This is a genomic window from Lysinibacillus sp. NPDC096382, from assembly GCF_044762845.1.
Lineage (GTDB): Bacteria > Bacillota > Bacilli > Bacillales_A > Planococcaceae > Lysinibacillus.
The window spans coordinates 43,232-65,566 of the sequence record NZ_JBIWFC010000025.1 but is presented as its reverse complement, the minus strand read 5'-3'; the positions used below and the strand labels follow the sequence as shown (position 1 = coordinate 65,566).

Below are 22,335 nucleotides of genomic sequence, written 5' to 3'. Positions count from 1 at the left end.
AATTCCATGTTGTGTGTGCTAAACTTTTATTATCCATTTGGATCCCCTTTCGTACGAAGTCGGTTGACCAGACCTGAATTCATTGTACGACTGGGTTTTTTTTCTTGTCCATAGCTAGAAGCTCTTTAGAACCCCTCGCATAGCAAGGGGTTTTCAAAAGATACAAAAAGAGCTATCCACTTTACTTGGATAGCTTCAAAGTTAGAGAAATCTTTTTCGTTGTGAAGATGTCGGCAATAAACATACTTCTTTTCGTCCAAAAAGACGATATCTATTTTTGGCAAATAATCGATACATTTTATTTCGTATAGATGGAGGAATTATGATGAAAATATAATTAACAGGCCAAAAACTATCTAATCTCCTACAGATTTTAAGTGCTGCTGTGGATTCAAAATATACCTTTCCCTGTTCAATTAAAATGACACTATCAATATTTTCTGGTACTTTATATTGTGCAAGTAATGCCTGCCCAGCTTCACTTTGGATGGACGCAAATTGAAAATACTCTACCTTATCATATTTGATAATAAATTGCACACTACTATCACAAAAATTGCACACTCCGTCAAACAAAATAATGCCTCCCACAATGATCCCTCCTAGCCACTTTTATTACTCGTCCGATGTTAGATAAGTAAAGTATGTACCAAGTGACTTCACCTTGCAACCAAGTGCAGCTAGTTCTTCCATAGCTCCACGCATCATAGGCTCCTTTTCATCTGCTAATACATCAATCATAAAGAAATAATCACCTAAGCCTGTTTTTAATGGTCGTGATTCGATTTTACTTAAATTTAATTGTCGCCATGCAAATACTGATAATACTTGATGTAATGCTCCTGAACGGTCCGTTGGCAATGTAATCATGAAAGTTGTCTTCGCCTGTCCATCAGATAATTCTTGTGGCAATCGTCTATTTTGCTTTGATAATACGAAGAAGCGTGTATGGTTAAAATGGAAATCATGAATATCAGGTTGAACGATTTCTAAGCCATATTTAACTGCTGCTGCTGCATTTCCAACTGCCGCAATGCACTCGTTTGGATTTTCAGATACATATTTTGCAGCTGCTGCTGTAGATGTCGTTTGATGTAACGGAACATGGCTGAAACGATAAAATAAGTATTTATGACATTGGGCTAAAGCATGTGGATGTGAATAAACACCTGTAATCGATTCCCAATTGTCCTTTTGCGCTTTATTGACCATTAAATGCTGCTGTATTTTTAATAGAAGCTCACCTGTAACATATAGGGTCGCCTCATGGAATAAATAATCAAGCGTTAGCGATACAGATCCTTCTAAAGCATTTTCTAGTGGTACAACCGCTAAATCTACCTTCCCCTCAGCTACTGCCTCTATACATTCTGGAATTGTAGAACAAGGGACAAGCCACTCATTCGGAAAAGTTGCCTTTGTTGCTAAGTATGTAAATGATGCTTCTGGTCCTAAATAGCCAATTCGTTTTTCCCATTGTTGTTCTGTCATTACATTTACCTCCTTCACTACAACTTGTAGCTTTTGATTTTATATTAAAGTGGCTCATCACCATGACGTGGCATTGTTTTCCGTTCCAACTGCGTCCTTTCCTTAGGGCGTCCAATGAGCCGCTTCACTCGCTTTGCTCGCTCCAGAATCTCATCTGTGACGCTGATCCCCAAGGAGTCGCACAGTCGGAACAGAAATCAACTTATATACATGACAACGTTCTATCAAATAGTATCCTCAACTTCTTGATAATGAGCTTCTTAAATTTAACTAATGAAAAATTCGGAATTTTAAATCTTTAAAAACCACTTTATATTTCTCCATCAAATGTTAGATTGAGACAGAATGTGATGCTTTCCTATATGCTCTTAGCATAGAATAAGGAGCTGTCCCATGAAGCGATATCACTACACCACATGGGACTGCTCCTTTTGAGTTTACTTACATTCTGTCAAAAATTCAAGCTTGCCTTCAGTTACAGTGCACCAGAACTAATTACTTCCGCTGACTCTACAAAATCTAAACGTTTGAGTTGCTGTATTAAATCATCAAGTTCACATGTCATACTAGTTACATCTAATGACAATGTAACATTAGCACGTCCTTGAATCGGTATTGTTTGATGAATAGTCAGTACATTACAATGTGTAATCGTCACTGTTTCTAAAAGCTTTGCAAGTGTTCCTTTACGGTCCTGAAGCTGTAAAAAGACTGTTAAAATGCGTTCCTGCACAATTGAGTGAAAAGGAAATACAGCATCACGATATTTGTAAAACGCACTACGCGATAAATCCACCTGCTTTACCGCATCCCAAATGGAAGATACCGAACCACTTGAAAGTAAGTGTTTCGCCTCCAAAGTTTTTTGCATAGCATCCGTTAAAACATCTTCACGAACTAAATAATATCGCTGATTCGCAACATTCTTCATACGCTTCCCCCTAAAACCTATTCTTAGTCGACAAATTCAAATTCGAATTCCAATAAGCGTACAATATCTCCATTTTGTGCACCACGTTCACGTAATGCTTCATCGACGCCCATACCACGTAATTGACGTGCAAAACGACGTACACCGTCCTCGCGGCTGAAGTCTGTCATTTTGAAGATACGCTCAATCGCATATCCACCAAGAATGAATGTACCATCAGGATCACGAGAGATTTCGATTGAATCTGCTTCAGATTGGTGTTTGTAAAGTACCGTTGCATCTGATTCTTCATCTAGATCGTCGAATAATGGGAATTCAGGAGTCACTTCCAGTAAGTCGGCAATTTCAAATAATACCGGCTTTAAACCTTGGCGAGAAACCGCTGATACTGGGAAGATTTTCGTATCTTCTCCCACTTTTTCACGGAAAATTTCTAAGTTTTCCTCTGCATTCGGCATGTCCATTTTATTTGCCACAATAATTTGTGGACGTTCTGTTAAACGAAGATTATATTGTTTTAGCTCATCATTGATTGTTAAGTAATCTTCATAAGGATCGCGCCCTTCCATACCCGACATATCAATTACATGTACGATAACACGTGTACGTTCAATATGACGGAGGAATTGGTGACCTAGACCAACACCTTCGTGCGCACCTTCGATTAAACCTGGTAAATCGGCCATTGCAAAGCTACGATGATCATCTGTTTCAACCATTCCTAAGTTCGGTACGATTGTAGTGAAATGATAAGCACCTATTTTTGGCTTTGCCGCAGAAACAACAGATAATAATGTTGATTTACCTACACTTGGGAAGCCAACTAATCCTACATCTGCTAGTACTTTCAACTCTAATATAACATTTAATTCTTGTCCTGGCTCACCTTTTTCAGAAAGTTCTGGAGCAGGATTGGCTGGTGTTGCAAAGCGGGAATTCCCGCGGCCACCGCGACCAGCTTTTGCGATAATCGCTTGTTGACCATGCTCGACTAAATCCGCAATAACAACGCCTGTTTCTTCGTTCATTACGACTGTACCTGGTGGCACTTTAACGATTAAATCGTCTGCACGTTTACCATGCATTCCTTTACTCATACCATGCTCACCACGGTCAGCCTTGAAGTGGCGTTTGTAGCGGAAATCCATTAACGTACGCAGACCCTCTTCAACTTGAAATACAACATTCCCACCGTGACCTCCATCGCCACCAGCGGGACCACCATTCGGTACAAATTTTTCACGACGGAAGGCTACCATTCCATCCCCACCGTCGCCACCTTTTACATAAATCTTGACGTGATCGACAAACATTTAATTCACTCCCTACTTGCACTCAATACATATATCCAAGACGTATTTGTCTCTTCCACTGTTTGAATGTCGAATTGTTTCAAACCTTTTTCGGTGAATGCTTCAGCACTCCATAGCCCATTTAACGTGAATGTCACGGCAAATGTATGATCGTCAACACGTACATCGAGCACAAAGCTCTGCTCTGTAAATGGATCTAATGTATCATAAACATGCATAACTGTTTTGTTTAAGTAATCTACAACTTCCAAATCAATAGTATTTGTGACAGGCTTTTTTATCTCACCGCTTAACTTCATTGGTAATGAAGGGTAGCGCCAGCCTGCTGTTTGCAGCCATTCTATTGTTTGGGGTAATTGTAGACGATTAAGGATAGAAAATACTTGTAATTGCTCTGAATACTCTTTAATAAGTTTTTTTGATTCATCAATTCTACCTAAATCTAAATTCATGCGAATAAGCTGAAGCTGATTCACATAATCATGATTTGCAAAACGTAATACTTCACTAATGGTTAGTGATTGATTGTTCATCCCATTCACTCCAATAAAGTTATCCTTACTAGTATAACAAGTTTTGCTGTATTTTTCCCTTAATTCTTCATTGAAATTTAGCCAAAAAAAGGACTGCAATAAATGCAGTCCTCCGCTTTATGTTATCTTTTTAAAAGATTAAGCTTCTTGTGATGCTGGGTATACAGATACTTGTTTGCGATCGCGACCTAAGCGTTCGAATTTAACAACGCCGTCAACTTTAGCAAATAGTGTATCGTCACCACCACGACCTACGTTTGTACCTGGGTAAATTTTTGTACCGCGTTGACGGTAAAGAATTGAACCACCAGTTACGAATTGGCCATCAGCACGTTTAGCACCAAGGCGTTTTGACTCAGAGTCACGTCCGTTTTTAGTAGAACCTACACCTTTTTTCGATGCGAAAAATTGTAAGTCTAAAGTTAATAATAATTTCATTCCGTTCCACCTCCTACTTGGTTGTAGTTGATTTGGATGTATTGTCCGTAATTTTGCACCATCGAATACACTTGGGCAGTCATTACTTGGACAATTAACTGTAGTTTCGCATCAATCTCAGGCTCTAATTCTGACGGTAAGTTTACCTTAAGATAACCTCCACCTTCAGCAGCTTGTTCGATTTCTGGCTGTAATTGTAATAGTGCATAAATAGCATTTACTGTACCAATGGCAATTGTAGATGCCCCAGCACATACTAAATCCTTACCAGATTCATCGTATTCTGCATGTCCTGAAAATTCAAATGCTGACACATGTCTATTTTCATCGTGATGAATCGTAACTTGTATCATTCGCTACACCTCACAATTAAGCGTTGATAGCTTCAACAACTAATTTTGTGTAAGGTTGACGGTGACCTTGTTTACGACGGTAGTTCTTTTTAGCTTTCAATTTGAAAACAACGATTTTTTTCGCACGGCCTTCTTTAACAACTTTAGCTGTTACAGTAGCGCCTTCTACGAATGGAGCTCCAACTTTAACGTTTTCGCCACCAACGAATAAAACTTTATCGAAAGTTACAACCTCGTCAGCTTCTACACCTAATTTTTCAACATAGATTTCTTGACCAGCTTCTACTTTGATTTGTTTACCACCAGTTTCAATAATTGCGTACATTTTACTGCACCTCCTCTTAGACTCAGACTCGCCTGTTTATAAAGGTGATCCTACGATACTTAAACCTTTCCAGTGCGGTTGCAGTAGCACAGGTGCTACAAACAATAACATTAAAATATTACCACAAGATTTTTTTTAAGTCAATCTATTCATTACATATTTCTCGAATGCTAAACGATATTTTCGATAATTCCATTCCTTAAACACTTGAAGCCATATAAATAAACATAAAATTGCTAAAAAAATAGATTGTGGAAGGTAACATAAAGTTACCATGAATAGTATAAAGGCAATTAAAAGAGAAAACCAGTAGTAATATTCAAATGCACGAACACTTGGATTGAATAAAAATAAGCATGCTAAAAATATTCTACCACCGTCTAACGGAATAATCGGTAAAACATTGATTGCTAATAGCACAAGTTGCACATTAATAAGTTTAGTAGCAAGCAGTTCTGGCATAAAAAAAGCGAGGCCAATCCCTAATATTGTAGCGATTGGTCCCCCTAAGGCAATCCAAAGGAGTGACGTTGCAGGCACAACCGCTGGATTTTCAAATTCTATTTCCCCTCCGTAAGGTGTAATAACGCATGATTTTACTTTTACGCCACAAAACATTGCCGTTAACAAATGACCAGCTTCATGCCATAATAACGAAGATAAAATAATGGCGTAATAAGCGATTTGGCCAGTAAAAATCATTAAAAATACGAGAGGGATGCATAGAAGATGTAGTTTAATTTTCATTGGACGCCGCTGTTTCAAGCCACTGTACAATCTGCTCTAAGCTATATTGTGTCTTATCTTTTTCAATCGAAATATAGAGTTGTCCCGCCTCTTTCATGCCGATTAAATCGTTTGCCTGCACCGTTGTATATGGAAGTTGTGCTAAACTATCCAGCATACCATAGGATACTGTTGTACCATCACCATAGCTTATTGTCATTGTCTTACCGGTATACTTTGTATGCCCTGTAAAAACGACAAGTCCATTCTTTCCAGCATAAACCGGTAGGCCCATGTCATATTGCAATAAAAAACCTTCCTTAAAAACTTGCGCATTGGCAAATGATAATAGTTCAGTTTGCCCAACATCACTCGAAACTAAAATTGTTGTATCCTCTTTATTTAGCCAGCTTTGTCCGAGCTCACTTAAGTAGGTTAAATCCGCTGATGTTGTAACAAGTTTCCTCACAGGTGTTTCCAATACACCTTGATCCTCTAAACGTATTACAAGTATAATTGCGGCCACAAGCATTATTGTGACCAACCATTTCCATTTTTTAAACAAGCCCTCATCCTTTTTTCACACTATATGAGATTGCATGTCCATTCATGCACAAGAAAAAAACCTTCTCGTACAAATGCACGAAAAGGCTGATGATTATTTAGAAAATAACGCTTTTAGTTTTGAAAATACACCTCTATTTTCATCTTCAATGGCCATAAGTGGCACAGATTCGCCAAGTATTCGACGGGCAATATTACGATAGCCTAGAGATGCTTTATTAGTAGGATCCATTACTACTGGTTCACCTTTATTGGATGATGAAATAACCCCTTCATTATCTACGATGATCCCTAATAAATCGATAGACAAATGTGTTGTAATTTCATTAACATCCAACGTATCACCGCTTTTCATCATATGCTGGCGAATGCGGTTAATAATTAGTTTAGGTGCAGTAATTTCTTCCTGTTCGAGCAAGCCAATAATTCGATCTGCATCACGAACGGCAGAGATTTCTGGTGTTGTTACAACAATTGCATGATCTGCACCAGCAACAGCATTGCGATAGCCTTGTTCAATGCCCGCTGGACAGTCTATTAAAACATAGTCATAGTCTCTTTTTAATTCTTCTACTAACCTCTTCATCTGCTCAGGTTTAACAGCATTTTTATCTGTTGTTTGAGCAGCAGGTAATAAAAATAGTTTCTCATCTACACGTTTATCTTTAATTAACGCTTGATGAATCTTACAGCGCCCTTCAACAACGTCTACTAAATCATAAATAATCCGATTCTCAAGACCTAAAATTACGTCCAAATTACGAAGTCCAATATCGGTATCTACTAAACATACTTTCTTACCTTGTAGAGCCAATGCAGTCCCCAGGTTAGCTGTTGTCGTTGTTTTTCCGACACCGCCTTTACCTGAAGTTATGACGATCGCTTCTCCCACACTAGCTACCTCCCTTAGACACATTTAATAATGGTCGAATATTTTTTAACGAGTGAATTTGATCGTACGTAATGCGTCCATCCAAGCCAATAAATGCACAAGTCATCTCTTCATGTTTAATTGCTTTTACATGTTCGTCAGACATTACTTGGACCTGATCAGCAATCATAATATGTGTGGCTTCAAAAAGAGATGCTGCAATGATTGCCTCCTTATTACCATGAACACCAGCATGCGCAATGCCCTTGAGTTTACCTAGGACATACACATTGCCACCCGCTTCTACACGTCCGTTCGGATTGACATTCCCTACGATAATAATATCTCCTGACGAACGCAGAACTTGACCCGATCTGACCACACCAATATATGTATCTTGTTGACTTTCAATCCTTTTCTGGTTGCTCTCATGGACAGTCAGTACTTCACTTTGCACCTTTGAAACAATTAATTGCTCAGTTTCCTGAACAATTTTAATAAGCTCTTTGATTTGTTCAGCAGAACAGTATCGATAGCCCAAATATAATTGTACATCTACTTTACTATCGATACCGCTTTCTGACACTTTCTTTTTAAGCTCTTCTACTAAATCGACATACGAACATTGATCGTCTAAACGAAGAACAAATCCATCCTTTGTCCCCTTCATATTAACTAACTGTTTTTTCATGAATGCCTCACCCCACGTTGTTCTTTATTAAGAAACTTCACGTGCTCTCTGCAAGACACGCGCATTAATTAGATACTTGAAGGCCCAACCAAGAATCATTAAAAACAGTGCATTTGCAATGATCGTTGGCAGCAGTCGTGAACGTAAAAATTCCGATAATGGGATCGTTGTAAAGTCAATAAGATAGAAGAATTGATAGAGTATAAATTCTAAAATTGCTACTAAAACAACTGAAATCGTCGTTGTCACAACTAAGTGCTGATGAATAACTTTCACAATAGACCCTGCTAAAAAACAAATAAGCGGAAACAGTACTGAATATAATCCAATAATATCAATGTAAAACACATCATACAAGACACCAAAAAAAAGTCCATACATTACCGCTCGCTGACGGCTGTAATAGATGGATATAAATATTAAATATAAGATTAAAAATCTCGGAACTAAATAAAAGATTTGCCCTTTCACTTCAATCGGTGAAAACATAGCAAACTCCGGTTCTACCAAAAATAGTAAAACTGCCACAGAGGGGATGAGAAACCGAACCATTATTCCGCCTCCTCTTTACCCTTTTGTGGATGTGTTAAATCCTTGTTCGATGTATTACCAACAGATGTATTACCATCAAATCCATCTATTACGGTAGCGGACCGTTTAGCAATAACAACATAGTCTAAAATTGAAAAATCAGCAGCTGGTTTAACATAGGCCAATTTTGTTAAGCCAAAATCATCTGTACTTACTTCCGTTATTTCTCCGATTGGCACATTTTTAGGGAAAATACCGCCGAGTCCTGATGAAACAACTTGCTGACCCTTTTTAATTGTTAAACTTGAATCGATTCGCTTCATGATGAGTTCATTACGCTCTTTATCATAGCCCTCAATTAAACCGTATGCTTGTTTATCTCCTTGAACCATCGCAGAAACACGATAGTTTGATTTATCAGTATATAAAAGCTCTACCTCAGACGTGAAGGGTGTCACTGAAATAACTTTACCAACTAACCCTTTTGCTGTCATAACTGCCATATTTTTTTCTACACCGTGTGAAGATCCTTTATCTAAAATAATCTTCTGTTCCCACTGGTCAGGATTTCTAGCAATAACTGTGGCATGAATCGGATCATAAGCTTTTAAACTTTCCGATTTGTCCGTAAGCTCTTGAAACTTTTTAATATCAGATTTCAAGTCCGATGCCTCAGCCTGTACGGCTGCAAATTCATCTAAGCGTGCTTTTAAACGTTTATTTTCTTCGTACGTGTTTAAGAGGGAATCAATACTATTAAAAACACCAGTAATATAATTCGCCGGCTTCGCAACAATAGATTGTGCGACGCCGACAGTGTCTTTAATAATTTGCTCTGGTAAAGTTGCATTCGTCCGTTCACGTAATGAGAAGCTAATCAATGCCACAAGAAAAACCATGCCTACGAGTAGCAAAATTAATTTCTTATTGAAAAAAAAATGTGGCATTGCCAAACCCCCTTACCCTTTAACTTGTTGTTGACGAATTAAATCAATATGTTCTAGAGCCTTACCTGTACCAATAGCAACACAGTCCAGTGGATCTTCTGCGATAAATACTGGCATATTAGTTTCTTGGCTAATGACTTTGTCTAAATTCGTTAATAGCGCACCACCACCTGTTAGTACAATTCCGCGTTCCATTACGTCTGCAGATAATTCAGGAGGTGTTTGTTCAAGGGTTTTTCGAACACCATCAATAATAGATGCTACCGCTTCACGTAAAGATTCAGAAATCTCCTGTGAAGAAATTTCGATCGTTTTTGGTAAACCTGTTAAAAGGTCGCGTCCTCTAATTTCCATTCTTTCTTCTGGGCCCTCAGCCAATGCTGTACCAATTTCCATTTTTACTGCTTCCGCAGTACGTTCACCAATTGTTAAGTTATATGATTTACGAATATACGAAATGATAGATTGGTCCATTGCATCCCCGCCAACACGCACGGATTCACTTGTTACAATACCACCTAATGATATAACCGCTACCTCTGTTGTACCACCACCGATATCAACGACCATTGACCCTGTTGGATCCCATACTGGTAAGTTCGAACCGATTGCCGCTGCAAATGGCTCTTCAATTGTAAATGCTTCTTTAGCACCTGCTTGGCGAGCAGCATCAATAACCGCACGTTGTTCAACCGATGTAATACCGTAAGGCACACAAATCATAACATTCGGTTTTTTCCAATTGCCACCAGAATTTTTACAAGCTTCTTTTAAATAGTATTCTATCATTGCTGTAGTAATATCAAAATCAGCAATAACGCCATCTTTCATAGGACGGATTGCTACGATTGACCCAGGTGTACGACCAATCATATTTTTCGCATCATTACCAACTGCGACAATATCTCCCGTTTTTGTATTTTTCGCTACAACTGAAGGTTCGCGTAAAACGATTCCCTTCCCTTTTATAAACACTAATGTATTCGCTGTGCCAAGGTCAATCCCGACATCTTTACTTCCTAATCCAAACAATTTGTGTACTCCCTTTCTATTTAAGCCATACTTTCGTTGACATCAACTGCACCCAGGCGTATTTCCCCCCGAGCCTCTATCTTCATTCACCCAGTGTTAGACACCTACTGAAAAAAACTACACACACTCATTTATCTCACACCTGTTGGAGTGAGAGTCTTTTTCTGAATAAAAATAAAATCATACCGTTCATTATAACGGAAAAACGCAAGAATTTGTAGTGCCACATACCTCTTCTCGCGGAAAAGATACTATTTTAATTCCCACCCAAACAAAAATAGTATGTATAGATTAGCATATAATTTTTATTCTTGTAAGACAACGTGTAATAGGCTACCAATTTTTGTGAATATTATAGACATTTCTACGAATACAGTAACGTTTTCTATCAGAAAAGGTTCGCTATTATTTTTAGTTTTCCGCAAAATATTACAAAATATTTATTTTTAAAATAATAAAGCGATTTGATTATTTTATCCAATTTGAGGAAATATAAAAACTCTGCAAAATACATTGCAGAGCTCAATTATGCCCCGGCATAATTGCGTGACATCCTCCGGAGGCTTGAACTTCTTTCAGCGGATGTTTGACACCCGCAAAAAGAAGTTAAAAATATCCTTTTTCTTTCAAACTAATGAACTGATGATCACCGATGATAAGATGATCAATTAAATCTATGCCTATAATATAACCAGCCTCTAAAATTCTTCTCGTCACTTCAATATCCTCATCACTAGGTGTTGGAACACCGCTAGGATGATTATGAGCACAAATAATAGAAGCCGCAGATCTTTTTACAGCTTCGCGATAAATCTCCCTAGGATGGACGATTGAAGCATTTAGACTGCCTATAAAAATCGTCTGTCTATGAATAATTTGATTTTTTACGTTTAGAAAAAGAACTACGAAATGCTCCTGATTCAGTGAGGTCATATCAGGCATTAAATAGGCAGCTGCATCTTCCGGTGAACGAATCGTATATTTTTCATCGTTATATTTCTGTGCGAGACGTCTACCGAGTTCAATTGCCGCTAATAATTGAATGGCTTTGACCTCACCAATCCCTCTAATAGCAACCATTTCTTCTATTGTTGCATGTTTCAAATGATGTAAACGTTCAAAAACGCTTAGAACGCGATTTGCAAGTACAAGAACAGATTCTTCTTTCGTGCCTGTTCTTAGTAAAATCGCCAGCAGCTCCTGATTCGATAAACTCATAGCTCCTTGTCTCCGTAGTCTTTCGCGTGGTCGATCCTCTATATTAACGTCTCGTATCATCGTCCTTGGTAAAACATCATTTGGCAAAAAAGCCTCACTCCTTCGCAAATTGGATAATATTGAGTGCTATCAATTGCGTAAACAACGCTGCAAGTGGTAAGCCGACAACATTGTTATAATCTCCTTCAATTCGTTTAACTAGAAGGGTTCCAGCAGTTTGAATGCCATAACCACCTGCTTTATCGAAAGGATCTCCCGAATTTACATATGCTTCGATGAGCTCTTGCGATAAATGATGAAAAACAACGTTTGTCTCTTCGACGAATGTAGTTTCATTACCGTTAGGCTCAATAATGGCAACAGCTGTCATGACCGCATGACGCTTACCTGATAAGCGCAATAAGTGAGAAATCGCCTCCTCACGATTTTTAGGTTTATGGAGTAACTCATCCTCATAAACAACAATCGTATCTGCTCCAATAATCGTGGCTTTTGGGGCTTTTTTCGCCACATCACGTGTTTTTAATAGAGCTACACCTTTTACATAATCTTGCATTGTAGTTGCCTGGACGCTTGTCTCTTCTACTTCACTAGTTATTATGTCAAATGGAAGTGATAGCATAGCAAGCAATTCCTTTCGTCGTGGTGAAGCTGAAGCTAGCACTAGCTTGTGATTTGTTTTAAACATTATCTGACCATTCCTCCTTATTAGTTATCATAACGGAGAATTTTGGATTTGAAAATTTTCTAAATATCAAGATAATGCTTATTTCACCATCTTTTGTGCTTAAAATTTCACTTGAAGACAAGCATTTTTCGATTTGTAATGGGCAAAAACTTGTAAGCGAACGATGCTAATATCTGTTGAAATAGACGATGCTGCCGCTCCAATAGATTGCCAATCAGCAGGCAACGTAGAATCCTTCGATTTATCCTTAAAATTTAATTTTGTTGCATTTTTGTCAGCTAGCACAGATGGAAGTTCTGCAATCATTGCCTCCTTACAACTGTCACCGCTTAAAGTAAATGCTTTTTTAAATGTTGCAGGATCTTTTAAAAAGACAAGCTGACTTTCATCTGTAACCATACTTGTCCAAACATAAAATTTTCCGTCAACCTCGACAATGGCACTTTCTTTTAATGAAGGATGTTCAGCTACAAACGAGCTTGCACTTTCATAATTTGAATAGACCCCTGCTTGACTTGCAAAAAACAAGGGTCCGTTCGTTGCTCCTCCTGCTGTCGGAATTGTTTCTTTTGATGAATTACCATTATTACTTTTAGTGGCTACTTCAGCGTTATCATTTTTTAAAGAAAATTTAGTACTTGCTTGAAGAATACCTAAAAAAAGGGCTACACCAAAAAGTCCAACTATTCCTCCAATAATCATCGCTCGAAATACTTGTTTTTTCATCACATGACTGACAATTTTCATTCGACCATCACCTCTTTCTTTAACATATCAAAGTCAATTTAGACAAGACGGTATTGTTACAATTTGATATATAAGTATATGTATAAAAGAATGTGTAAATGCGAATTTACTATATTTTGATTTAATAGTTATTTTCGATGTTTCACTTCAAATTTAAATATTTTTGCTACGAAAGTTTTACTATAAAAAAAGAGGTGGATTCTTTACTCTATTATGTGTACCTCTATCAAAGATTAATTTTGCTCCAAGAAAAAAAGGAGTTAATAGACAGTAATAGAGTATCACCATAACGTATGGTTGAGTTCCGTTCCGACTGGGCGCTTTTATTCGTTTTCACCAAGAAAAAATTTTCGTTTAGTATGCAAGAGAATAAATGGGAATACACTAGAAAAAAGCGCTCGAGGGAATCGAAGGCGGAATACTCAAAAATTAATGAATTATTATTCACACTAAATTAAAAAAATCAGGACTCATTTTTAATGAGTACCTGATTCTTTACTGTAAATATATTGTTCGCTCAACTAGATGTTAAATATTTTTTAATCTACTACGTACTTCCGTTAATAAATACAACGAACCCGATACAATCGTTCTCGATTTGTTTTCTGACTGTCGTTTTAAAAATTGCACATAATCCTCTAAAATTGCTTTATGAGAAGCGTTCGACAGCTTAAGCATGTTGTGAGCAGCCATCGCACGGGGATTATTGAAATCAACAAAGTAAAAACAATCACTTACCTGCTCGAATTGCTGCAAAATCTCTTTTACAGCCTTATCAGCAAGAATACCAATTACAAAAGTAATCTGCTCATCTGGAAACTCTTGCTTAATCGTTGCTATTAATTCTTTAGCACTCGCTGGGTTATGCGCACCGTCTAAAAAAATATAAGGCATAATTTCTTCAAAACGTCCTAAAATAGTTGCGTTTTTCACAGCTTTTTGAACAGCTTCTTCACTAACTTGTAACTCTAATGCCGTCGCCACTTCAAAAAAAGCTGTAATAGCTAGTGCCATATTATTTGCCTGATGAGCCCCCTTCATAGTGCGCGTAAGCTTTGTTATATGGAAGCCATTGTCGTTATGCATATAGCTCTCTCCATCTTTCTCTTGTTCCACATAAAATTGATGATTTAGTTCAAGAACGGATGCATACTTTTTTTGAGTTTCCTGATAAATTAATTTCTTCGCTTCTAACGGTAGATCCCCGATAATAACTGGACGATACGGCTTAATAATTCCTGCTTTATGATGAGCAATACTTTCAATCGTATTTCCTAAAAAATTCGTATGCTCTAATGCGATACTCGGTATGATCGACACAATTGGTGTAACCACATTCGTACTATCAAGTAAGCCCCCCATTCCTGCTTCAATAAGGGCAATATCTACATCACTAGCGACAAAGTGTAAAAATGTTGCAACCGTTAAAAGTTCGAAATCTGTTAGTTTCCCACTTAGTCCGGCAGTCTGCATTTGTTGAAATACATCATTCATTTCCGCTTCTGTAATAGCTTGACCCGCTACTTGAATTTGGTCATGTACGTCCACAATACAAGGAGACATAAATTTACCAACACGTAAGCTATGTTCTTTGGCGATAGATTCTAGCAATGTAAGTGTAGAGCCTTTACCGTTAGTCCCTGCTAAATGCACGACTTGCAATTTGTTTTCTGGATTACCTACTCGTGCCAATGCCTCTTCAATCGCAGTTAGACCAGGTTTAATAACATCATCACTCTGAACATTCCACTTTTCCTTGTAGCTATTCAATTTTGGAATCATCGTTGTTCCCCCTGTAGCCATTGTCGTATTTCAGCTATAAAATACAATGAGCCTGTAATGACGATAACATCCTCATTATTAGTTCTTTGGTGTAGCATCGTTTGAACCATTTCACGCCATTTCGCATTATACATTTTGTTCGTATTTGTAGATAATGCAGCTAATTGATCAGCAGGCATAGCATTCGGGAGCTCAATTTGTGTAAATGCAATGGATGTAGCAATACTATCCATTAAAGCAATACTTTTCGCATGATCTTTATCCGATAATGCTGCATATATAAATCGATAGTTTTGGCGTGGATAGACCGTTTTAAGCGTTTGAATTAGTGCGGTAGTTCCTTCAGAATTATGTGCTCCGTCTAATATAATATTGCCCGGCAATTGCTCAAATCGGCCAGCCCACTGAGCTTTTGCCAGAGCTTGATGAATTGATTCATCTGAAATATCAATGGCTCCATTCTCTCTTAACGTCAGGATTGCTGTAATCGCCAGGCTTGCATTATTTATTTGATGCTGCCCAGCCATTTTTAATGGGACAGCTACCATCTCCACATTTTCTTTTCGGTAATTAAAATGCTGTATATTAGTACCTTGTTCAATGTTTTCAACCGTAAAGTTCTTCCCTAAAACAAAACATGGGGCATGACGCTCATTTGCTACCTCTTCGATAACAGTAAGTGCCTCCTCACTTTTAACACCCACTACAACAGGTATATTTTCTTTAATAATGCCAGCCTTCTCAAACGCTACCTTTGCTAATGTATCTCCTAAAAACGCAGTATGTTCTAGTGAAATCGTTGTAATAATTGAAATTAAGGGCGTTATGACATTCGTAGCGTCTAAACGTCCACCCAGTCCTGTTTCAATCAGCGCAATATCCACTTCTTGATCCGCAAAATGTTGGAACATAATAAGTGTTACAACTTCAAAAAAGCTCGGAAAGTCACCTTCATAATGTGTCTCAATAATCTCAGCAACGTTGTTCATATAGTGTAAAAATTGTTCATCAGAAATTGGAATTCCATTAATAGTCATACGTTCATTAACACGCTCTAAATGGGGTGAAGCAAAGGCGCCAACTTTATAGCCAGCATGTTGTAACATTTCTCTCAGCGCATTCACTGTTGATCCCTTTCCATTTGAGCCTGCTAAATGGATAGCTCGTAGCCTATCCTGTGGGTTATTAAGAAGTGCTAATACCTCTCGTATTAATACGAGAGGTGCACGTTTATAATCAACTGCCTTTAACGTAAAAATAAAATCTGTACATTCTTGCATCGTTTTAAACAAAAGAAACACTCCCTCTTACTACAATATCTCTATTTTAGTATAAGTAGCGCCCAATACACATACATTTCGAAAAAAACTCTTATACTTTGAATGAAAGCTAAAAAACACACATAAAAACACTTTAAAAAGTGAGAATCAATGTGTTTTTAAGTTGATTTCACACTATTGTAGTTGTTGTGCACCATAGTGCTCCCACATGATCTAATTACTAAATATTTTCACCTAAAACAACACATATCTTTTGTTGCATACAAAAAACAGCGGATGACTTTCGCCATCCGCTGTCCCAATCTTACATATTTTTCAGTTCTTCTAAACGTTTTAATACAACCGCATGTTTACTTTCGTAATCGGCTAATTTTTCACGTTCTGCATTAACTAATGCTTCTGGCGCTTTGGACACGAATTTTTCATTCGATAACTTACCAGTTACAAGTTTGACTTCTTTTGACCACTTCTCTAATTCTTTTTCAAGACGAGCAATTTCTTCTTCTAGATTAATAAGTCCAACAAGCGGTAGGAATAGCTCAGCTCCAGTAACTACTGCTGTCATTGACTGACCAGGAGCTTCTAAACTTTCTCCAATTGTTAGCGTTTCTGGATTACAGAATTTTTCTAAATAGGCTTTATTGGCTTCAAGCACTGTAGCCGTTGCAACATCCTTCGCTGAAATGTATAGCGGCACTTTTTTGCTCATAGGTGTATTTACTTCCGCACGAATATTACGTACTGAACGTATAATATCCATTAGGAGCTTCATATTGTCTGCTTCCTCAGCAAAATGAAGATCCGTACGTACAGTTGGCCATGCTGCCACTGTGATTGATTCACCTTCATGAGGTAAGTGCTGCCAGATTTCTTCTGTAATGAATGGCATGAATGGATGTAATAGACGCATCGTTTGATCTAAAACGTAAGCTAAAATAGAACGAGTTGTTTTCTTAGCTGCTTCGTCATCACCGTATAACGGTAACTTCGCCATTTCAATATACCAAGAACAGAAATCATCCCAAATAAAGTTATAAAGCTCGCGGCCAACTTCGCCAAATTCGTAGCGTTCTGCAAGAGATGTTACACGTTCAATTGTTTCATTTAAGCGAGTTAGAATCCATTTATCGGCAACTGATTTTTCACCAGTTAAGTCGATTTCATCAAATGTCATACCTTCCATGTTCATTAAAGCAAAACGAGAGGCATTCCAAATTTTGTTAGAGAAGTTCCAAATTGCTTCTACTTTTTCAGTTGTATAGCGTAAATCCTGACCAGGTGAAGATCCAGTAGCTAAGAAGTAACGTAATGAATCGGCACCATATTGATCAATAACGTCCATAGGGTCTACACCATTGCCAAGTGATTTACTCATCTTACGTCCTTCACCATCACGTACTAAACCGTGAATTAAAACATCTTTGAATGGACGTTGATCTGTAAATTCAAGACCTTGGAAAATCATACGAGAAACCCAGAAGAAAATAATATCATAACCAGTTACAAGTGTGCTTGTTGGATAGTAACGTTTGTATTCTTCATTTGTCTCATCTGGCCAACCCATTGTAGAAAATGGCCATAGTGCTGACGAGAACCATGTATCTAAAACGTCTTCATCTTGTGTCCAATTTTCTGCATCTGCTGGTGCTTCTTTTCCTACGTAAATCTCACCTGTTTCATTGTGATACCAAGCTGGGATTTGGTGACCCCACCATAACTGACGAGAGATACACCAGTCACGAATGTTTTCCATCCAACGAGAATATGTGTTTTCGAAACGAGATGGTACGAAGTTCACTTTTCCTTCTTCATCTTTTTGAAGAGCAAGTGAAGCATCCGCTAGTGGTTGCATTTTTACGAACCATTGTGCTGAAAGATACGGCTCTACAACAGCACCAGAACGTTCAGAGTGGCCTACTGAATGTGTATGCTCTTCAATACGAATAAGCACGCCCGATTCTTGTAAATCAGCTACGATTTGCTTACGGCATTCAAAGCGATCCATACCGTTATACTTGCCAGCAAGCTCGTTCATTGTACCATCTTCATTCATTACAAGAATGCGTTCAAGGTTGTGGCGGTTACCAACCTCAAAGTCATTAGGATCATGTGCTGGTGTCATTTTTACAACACCAGTACCAAATTCCATATCTACGTAGTCATCTGCTACGATAGGAATTTCACGGCCAACGATTGGTAAAATAACTGTTTTACCGATTAAGTGTTGATAGCGCTCATCTTTCGGGTGAACGGCTACCCCAGAGTCACCTAGCATTGTTTCAGGACGTGTAGTCGCAACTTCCACATATCCTGAGCCATCAGCTAATGGGTATTTCATATGATAGAATGCACCTTGAACATCTTGATAAATAACTTCAATATCTGATAAGGCTGTTTTTGCAGCAGGGTCCCAGTTAATAATGCGTTCACCGCGATAAATTAAGCCTTTTTCATATAATTGAACGAAAACAGTTTTAACTGCATCGGAAAGACCTTGGTCTAGTGTGAAACGCTCACGAGAATAATCTAATGCAAGACCAAGCTTCGCCCATTGATCGCGAATATGCCCAGCATACTCTTCTTTCCATTCCCATGTTTTTTCTAGGAATTTTTCACGCCCTAAATCATAACGTGTCATATTATCTTCACGTAGTTTGGCCTCTACTTTTGCCTGTGTTGCAATACCTGCATGGTCCATTCCTGGTAACCACAGTGCATCGTAACCTTGCATGCGCTTCATACGAATTAAAATATCTTGTAATGTTGTATCCCAAGCATGACCAAGATGTAATCTACCTGTTACATTCGGTGGTGGAATAACGATAGAATAAGGCTCCTTATTACTTGTAGGCTGCGCCTCAAAAAATTTCCCTTGTAACCACCATTCATAACGACCCGCTTCAATGGATTGCGGATCATATTTTGTAGGCATTGAAATGTTTTCTGTCATTTTGACTCCTCCTGTTGACTTAATAATTTTACCGGTGTGAGATCGTACCAATCGTTCTGTTTTTATGTCTCAGCTAGAGGCACATGTACCAGAAGATTAATGAAAATAAAAAAAACTCCTAACGTCTAAAAGGACGAAGGAGTTTAAATTCGCGGTACCACCTTTAATTCCAGCAGAAGCGAGTTAAGCTGCCACACATTTCATCAGAAAAAAATGTACTACTCGCTTAAACCTTTTACTACTGGCTCTCAATTCGGTAACGGTGTTTAACCGGCTTTAACTACTGCTAGTTCACTAAAGCTGCTCGAGGGCTACATTCAATTAGGTACAAATAGAAACTTTTCAGCTACCGTTTCCTCTCTTAAAATGTACTAATAATTTACTCTTCCCTGTCATAGCATCTATATTCGACTTTTTCACATTGTACCGCAAAATCGTGCATTTTTTCAAGTGATTTAGTCATTTTTAGGAAGCACTACTAGAAAAGGAAGTGAAAATTCAAATGCGACGACGTAAGTATAATCCTTGGCTTTTACCACCATGGTTACGACAATTTCGTTTTTATTGCAAAACGATAATTGTACCAATTTGTGTTTTTCAGTTTATACGTGTCATCATCATTCCAACATCTGGAGATTTTATCATCTTATTGCTCCTGCTACTTCTATGCTATTTACTTTTGAATGAAGTCATTTGAAACACGAACCTTTAGCGGTGTATAATCTTCCGTTAAATCCCAAATCATCGATGGAACTTCATGCCAGGAGCTGGATTCACGGACTACAATATGACTTGAGGATTCCCTCAACATTGTTTTTTGCTCAGCTGGTGCAGGCTTTTCTTTTTTGTCTGAAGCTACTATTGCTTCAGACTTTTCCTTTTTTACTGCAAATGTTACAAACTTTGATTTTTCCTCTTGTTCTGAAGTTGTTACAACTGCAGATTTTTCTTCTTGTGTCGAAGCCATTACAGCTATAGTTTTTTCTTCTTGTGCCGAAGCTACTACAGCCGCAGGTTTTTCTTCTTGAATCGAAGCTACTACAGCCGCAGGTTTTTCTTCTTGAATCGAAGCTACTACAGCTGCCGTTTCTTTTATAGGGGATCCCTTCTCTATTTGAGCTGAGGCATTGACAGTAACAGGCTGTTTTTCTAAAGCGAATACTGGCTCAGGCTCATTAAAAATACTTGTAACCGTCCATTCGAGCTGACACATCTGATTCGTCAATTTAGGTCGAACATCCTTTACCGTTAAATCTTCAATAGCTGCTTCCTTTGGTAAATCCACATTTAAAGGAACTGCATACTCAAAATAACCAGTATCCCCTTGAATATCGAGAGCATTAATTTGTACTAATTCTTCATCATCAAGGAAAGCTTTCATGTCTTGAAAATCAAAACGAACATGCGCTGTGATATGATAGATACCCATTAAACGTAGAGAATCTTCTAACTGCATCGTCTGCCACCGTGGCTTAATTTGTACATCTGCTATTTCTGTTGGACTGCCATAACCAGGAAAACAAAAAGTTTCACTCATATTCCAAGTTTTCTGTTCGATAATAATCCCTCCCCTTGCATCATATGAAGTTCCGAAGGATAGTATGCTATAGGATGATTAATCAATTTCGTCTTGGCGTAAAAATTTTTTGTTTTCGTGAAGATATACAATGCATTCGGATTTTGTATTGTTCCCAAGGGGAGCGCCCCGGCCGTAATGGGAATCAGCCCCAATAATGAGCCTAAAAAAGGCATACTAGAACGTCTAGCATGCCTTTTTACTGTTTATATCAATTATGCCTCAGCATAATGCGTCTGGAATCGGCTTTGTGCTTGTACAAAGCCGATTCCGTGACATCCGCCAGGGGCTTTGGGCCAACAAATGTTTTTGTGGGAAAGTGAAGCGTCAGCGGTACCAAGGTTGGTCACTCAGGCATTTTCACAGGATGTGAAGTTTTTAGCCTGAGTTCCCCTATTTTAGCGAGTGTTTGAACATCCGCTGAAAGAAGTTAACAGCGTTATTATACATTCACCAATTTAATTTTATTTGCTACACGGTCTGTTAACATTTGTGTTGCTTTAGGTACAATCGGCTTAAAGATTGGATTTAAAATCGGACCAGCTAATCCTCCTGCAGTTACTTCTAAAAAGCCTGTCATTTTTGTATTTTCTGCATCAATACTTTCTGCTAGGAAATAACCGTTTCCTGAAAAGTTATCAGAAAGTCCTTTTAATTCGAATGTTACTTTTGTAGGCGCTACCCATTCTAAAATAGTAATCTCTACTTGTACTGTTTTTTTCAAAACACCAACATTGCCTTTAAACGTCCAATTTGAATGTTTTTCATCAATCATTTCATGTGCATTATAACCTGGGACAAGCTTTGCCCATTTTTCCATATCACTGACGAAATCCCATACATTTTCAATTCCCACGGGTACTTCGACCATATGTGTGCCAGTTGCCATATCAATTCACTACTTTCTTTTACGAATAGCTCTATTATATACGATTTCGCCCACAATTTGGCTATGCTGAAAGTTATAATTTTAATAAAAATTTTTTCAAGCGGAAGCGATCATACATTCATTGTCATTTAACGGGTAAAAATGGATCATCACCAAAACGTGTGGTTGATTTCCGTTCCGACTGGGCACTTTGTTGCTGTCGCTACGCTTTCGCACAGTTAAAACATTTGTTGCTGTCGCTACGCTTTCGCACAGTTAAAACATTTGTTGCTGTCGCTTCGCTTTTGCACAGATAAAACATTGCCGCTGACGCTTCGCTTTCGCGCAGAGCAGAGCTTCCTGGGGGCGTCCGATGAGCCCCTTCGCTGCAGGGTCTCGGGCCAACACGATGTTGGTCACGAAGGCGTTATCACAGGATGTGATGGTTTTAGCCTTCGTTCCTCTATCGCTGATCCCCAA

The 22,335-nt window shown here is 38.2% G+C and carries 23 protein-coding genes and 2 other annotated features; all 23 genes read right to left on the bottom strand.

All coding sequences use genetic code 11. The features are described 5' to 3' along the window. Nucleotides 1-201 precede the first annotated feature (201 nt). Entirely contained in the window at nt 202-591 is a 390-nt protein-coding gene (locus tag ACIQZA_RS23345) for a thiol-disulfide oxidoreductase DCC family protein (RefSeq protein WP_402884165.1), read from the bottom strand. 24 nt (nt 592-615) lie between these two features. Then, nucleotides 616-1,491, bottom strand: coding sequence for a prephenate dehydratase (gene pheA / locus ACIQZA_RS23340; RefSeq protein ID WP_402884167.1), 876 nt, complete (start codon nt 1,489-1,491; stop codon nt 616-618). Nucleotides 1,492-1,966: 475 nt separating this feature from the next. Then, complete coding sequence (locus ACIQZA_RS23335) at nt 1,967-2,422, bottom strand: ACT domain-containing protein (protein WP_053484814.1); 456 nt, start codon at nt 2,420-2,422, stop codon at nt 1,967-1,969. 23 nt (nt 2,423-2,445) lie between these two features. Next, entirely contained in the window at nt 2,446-3,735 is a 1,290-nt protein-coding gene (gene obgE / locus ACIQZA_RS23330) for a GTPase ObgE (RefSeq protein ID WP_142509013.1), read from the bottom strand. Nucleotides 3,736-3,740: 5 nt separating this feature from the next. Continuing rightward, a complete protein-coding gene (locus ACIQZA_RS23325; protein WP_400932941.1) occupies nt 3,741-4,268 on the bottom strand; it encodes a Spo0B domain-containing protein in 528 nt (175 codons plus the stop codon). 138 nt (nt 4,269-4,406) lie between these two features. Further along, complete coding sequence (gene rpmA, locus ACIQZA_RS23320; RefSeq protein ID WP_132356986.1) at nt 4,407-4,706, bottom strand: 50S ribosomal protein L27; 300 nt, start codon at nt 4,704-4,706, stop codon at nt 4,407-4,409. Continuing rightward, nucleotides 4,703-5,059, bottom strand: a complete 357-nt coding sequence (locus ACIQZA_RS23315) for a ribosomal-processing cysteine protease Prp (protein WP_132356987.1) — start codon at nt 5,057-5,059, stop codon at nt 4,703-4,705. Before ACIQZA_RS23315 ends, rpmA begins: the two co-directional genes overlap by 4 nt. Nucleotides 5,060-5,075: 16 nt before the next feature. Then, entirely contained in the window at nt 5,076-5,384 is a 309-nt protein-coding gene (gene rplU / locus ACIQZA_RS23310; RefSeq protein ID WP_036124117.1) for a 50S ribosomal protein L21, read from the bottom strand. A 14-nt stretch (nt 5,385-5,398) separates the two neighbouring features. After that, nucleotides 5,399-5,474: a sequence feature (ribosomal protein L21 leader region), on the bottom strand. A 45-nt stretch (nt 5,475-5,519) separates the two neighbouring features. Next, entirely contained in the window at nt 5,520-6,131 is a 612-nt protein-coding gene (locus tag ACIQZA_RS23305) for a zinc metalloprotease (RefSeq protein ID WP_400932938.1), read from the bottom strand. Beyond that, nucleotides 6,121-6,675 (bottom strand): peptidoglycan DD-metalloendopeptidase family protein, encoded by a 555-nt coding sequence (locus ACIQZA_RS23300; RefSeq protein WP_400932936.1) that lies wholly within the window; start codon nt 6,673-6,675, stop codon nt 6,121-6,123. The genes ACIQZA_RS23305 and ACIQZA_RS23300 overlap by 11 nt, the downstream gene beginning before the upstream one ends. Nucleotides 6,676-6,768: 93 nt before the next feature. Continuing rightward, nucleotides 6,769-7,566 (bottom strand): septum site-determining protein MinD, encoded by a 798-nt coding sequence (gene minD / locus ACIQZA_RS23295; RefSeq protein WP_400932934.1) that lies wholly within the window; start codon nt 7,564-7,566, stop codon nt 6,769-6,771. A gap of 1 nt (nt 7,567) precedes the next feature. After that, entirely contained in the window at nt 7,568-8,236 is a 669-nt protein-coding gene (gene minC, locus ACIQZA_RS23290; RefSeq protein ID WP_400932932.1) for a septum site-determining protein MinC, read from the bottom strand. A 27-nt stretch (nt 8,237-8,263) separates the two neighbouring features. Next, nucleotides 8,264-8,788: a rod shape-determining protein MreD gene (mreD, locus tag ACIQZA_RS23285; protein WP_142509018.1), complete on the bottom strand. Its 525-nt coding sequence runs from the start codon at nt 8,786-8,788 to the stop codon at nt 8,264-8,266. Then, nucleotides 8,788-9,714 carry a rod shape-determining protein MreC gene (mreC, locus tag ACIQZA_RS23280; RefSeq protein ID WP_402884170.1) on the bottom strand — a complete coding sequence of 309 codons (927 nt, stop codon included), beginning with the start codon at nt 9,712-9,714 and terminating at the stop codon, nt 8,788-8,790. The genes mreD and mreC overlap by 1 nt, the downstream gene beginning before the upstream one ends. A 12-nt stretch (nt 9,715-9,726) precedes the next feature. Next, nucleotides 9,727-10,746: a rod shape-determining protein gene (locus tag ACIQZA_RS23275; protein WP_132356994.1), complete on the bottom strand. Its 1,020-nt coding sequence runs from the start codon at nt 10,744-10,746 to the stop codon at nt 9,727-9,729. 606 nt (nt 10,747-11,352) lie between these two features. Continuing rightward, nucleotides 11,353-12,024, bottom strand: a complete 672-nt coding sequence (gene radC, locus ACIQZA_RS23270; RefSeq protein WP_402884208.1) for a RadC family protein — start codon at nt 12,022-12,024, stop codon at nt 11,353-11,355. Nucleotides 12,025-12,058: 34 nt separating this feature from the next. Then, nucleotides 12,059-12,652 carry a Maf family protein gene (locus ACIQZA_RS23265; RefSeq protein ID WP_400932922.1) on the bottom strand — a complete coding sequence of 198 codons (594 nt, stop codon included), beginning with the start codon at nt 12,650-12,652 and terminating at the stop codon, nt 12,059-12,061. A 99-nt stretch (nt 12,653-12,751) separates the two neighbouring features. Beyond that, the gene (locus ACIQZA_RS23260) at nt 12,752-13,399 is read right to left on the bottom strand and encodes a hypothetical protein (protein ID WP_142509022.1); all 648 of its coding nucleotides are present in this window, start codon (nt 13,397-13,399) and stop codon (nt 12,752-12,754) included. A 528-nt stretch (nt 13,400-13,927) separates the two neighbouring features. Then, nucleotides 13,928-15,181 carry a bifunctional folylpolyglutamate synthase/dihydrofolate synthase gene (locus tag ACIQZA_RS23255; RefSeq protein WP_402884172.1) on the bottom strand — a complete coding sequence of 418 codons (1,254 nt, stop codon included), beginning with the start codon at nt 15,179-15,181 and terminating at the stop codon, nt 13,928-13,930. Then, nucleotides 15,178-16,473, bottom strand: a complete 1,296-nt coding sequence (locus ACIQZA_RS23250) for a bifunctional folylpolyglutamate synthase/dihydrofolate synthase (RefSeq protein WP_402884174.1) — start codon at nt 16,471-16,473, stop codon at nt 15,178-15,180. The genes ACIQZA_RS23255 and ACIQZA_RS23250 overlap by 4 nt, the downstream gene beginning before the upstream one ends. A 292-nt stretch (nt 16,474-16,765) precedes the next feature. Further along, complete coding sequence (locus ACIQZA_RS23245) at nt 16,766-19,411, bottom strand: valine--tRNA ligase (protein WP_402884176.1); 2,646 nt, start codon at nt 19,409-19,411, stop codon at nt 16,766-16,768. 126 nt (nt 19,412-19,537) lie between these two features. Then, nucleotides 19,538-19,816: a binding site (T-box leader), on the bottom strand. A 268-nt stretch (nt 19,817-20,084) separates the two neighbouring features. After that, entirely contained in the window at nt 20,085-20,948 is an 864-nt protein-coding gene (locus tag ACIQZA_RS23240) for a valyl-tRNA synthetase (RefSeq protein ID WP_402884178.1), read from the bottom strand. 481 nt (nt 20,949-21,429) lie between these two features. After that, the gene (locus tag ACIQZA_RS23235; RefSeq protein WP_400932912.1) at nt 21,430-21,876 is read right to left on the bottom strand and encodes an SRPBCC family protein; all 447 of its coding nucleotides are present in this window, start codon (nt 21,874-21,876) and stop codon (nt 21,430-21,432) included. Between the last annotated feature and the right edge of the window lie 459 nt (nt 21,877-22,335).

Coding starts and splice junctions, on each gene's coding strand:
- ACIQZA_RS23240 (WP_402884178.1), bottom strand. CDS start 20,948: ATGAGTGAAACTTTTTGTTTTCCTGGTTATGGCAGTCCAACAGAAATA.
- ACIQZA_RS23260 (WP_142509022.1), bottom strand. CDS start 13,399: ATGAAAATTGTCAGTCATGTGATGAAAAAACAAGTATTTCGAGCGATG.
- rpmA (WP_132356986.1), bottom strand. CDS start 4,706: ATGAAATTATTATTAACTTTAGACTTACAATTTTTCGCATCGAAAAAA.
- ACIQZA_RS23315 (WP_132356987.1), bottom strand. CDS start 5,059: ATGATACAAGTTACGATTCATCACGATGAAAATAGACATGTGTCAGCA.
- radC (WP_402884208.1), bottom strand. CDS start 12,024: ATGATACGAGACGTTAATATAGAGGATCGACCACGCGAAAGACTACGG.
- ACIQZA_RS23305 (WP_400932938.1), bottom strand. CDS start 6,131: ATGAAAATTAAACTACATCTTCTATGCATCCCTCTCGTATTTTTAATG.
- ACIQZA_RS23265 (WP_400932922.1), bottom strand. CDS start 12,652: ATGTTTAAAACAAATCACAAGCTAGTGCTAGCTTCAGCTTCACCACGA.
- minC (WP_400932932.1), bottom strand. CDS start 8,236: ATGAAAAAACAGTTAGTTAATATGAAGGGGACAAAGGATGGATTTGTT.
- obgE (WP_142509013.1), bottom strand. CDS start 3,735: ATGTTTGTCGATCACGTCAAGATTTATGTAAAAGGTGGCGACGGTGGG.
- ACIQZA_RS23335 (WP_053484814.1), bottom strand. CDS start 2,422: ATGAAGAATGTTGCGAATCAGCGATATTATTTAGTTCGTGAAGATGTT.
- pheA (WP_402884167.1), bottom strand. CDS start 1,491: ATGACAGAACAACAATGGGAAAAACGAATTGGCTATTTAGGACCAGAA.
- mreD (WP_142509018.1), bottom strand. CDS start 8,788: ATGGTTCGGTTTCTCATCCCCTCTGTGGCAGTTTTACTATTTTTGGTA.
- ACIQZA_RS23255 (WP_402884172.1), bottom strand. CDS start 15,181: ATGATTCCAAAATTGAATAGCTACAAGGAAAAGTGGAATGTTCAGAGT.
- ACIQZA_RS23325 (WP_400932941.1), bottom strand. CDS start 4,268: ATGAACAATCAATCACTAACCATTAGTGAAGTATTACGTTTTGCAAAT.
- ACIQZA_RS23235 (WP_400932912.1), bottom strand. CDS start 21,876: ATGGCAACTGGCACACATATGGTCGAAGTACCCGTGGGAATTGAAAAT.
- mreC (WP_402884170.1), bottom strand. CDS start 9,714: ATGCCACATTTTTTTTTCAATAAGAAATTAATTTTGCTACTCGTAGGC.
- ACIQZA_RS23245 (WP_402884176.1), bottom strand. CDS start 19,411: ATGACAGAAAACATTTCAATGCCTACAAAATATGATCCGCAATCCATT.
- rplU (WP_036124117.1), bottom strand. CDS start 5,384: ATGTACGCAATTATTGAAACTGGTGGTAAACAAATCAAAGTAGAAGCT.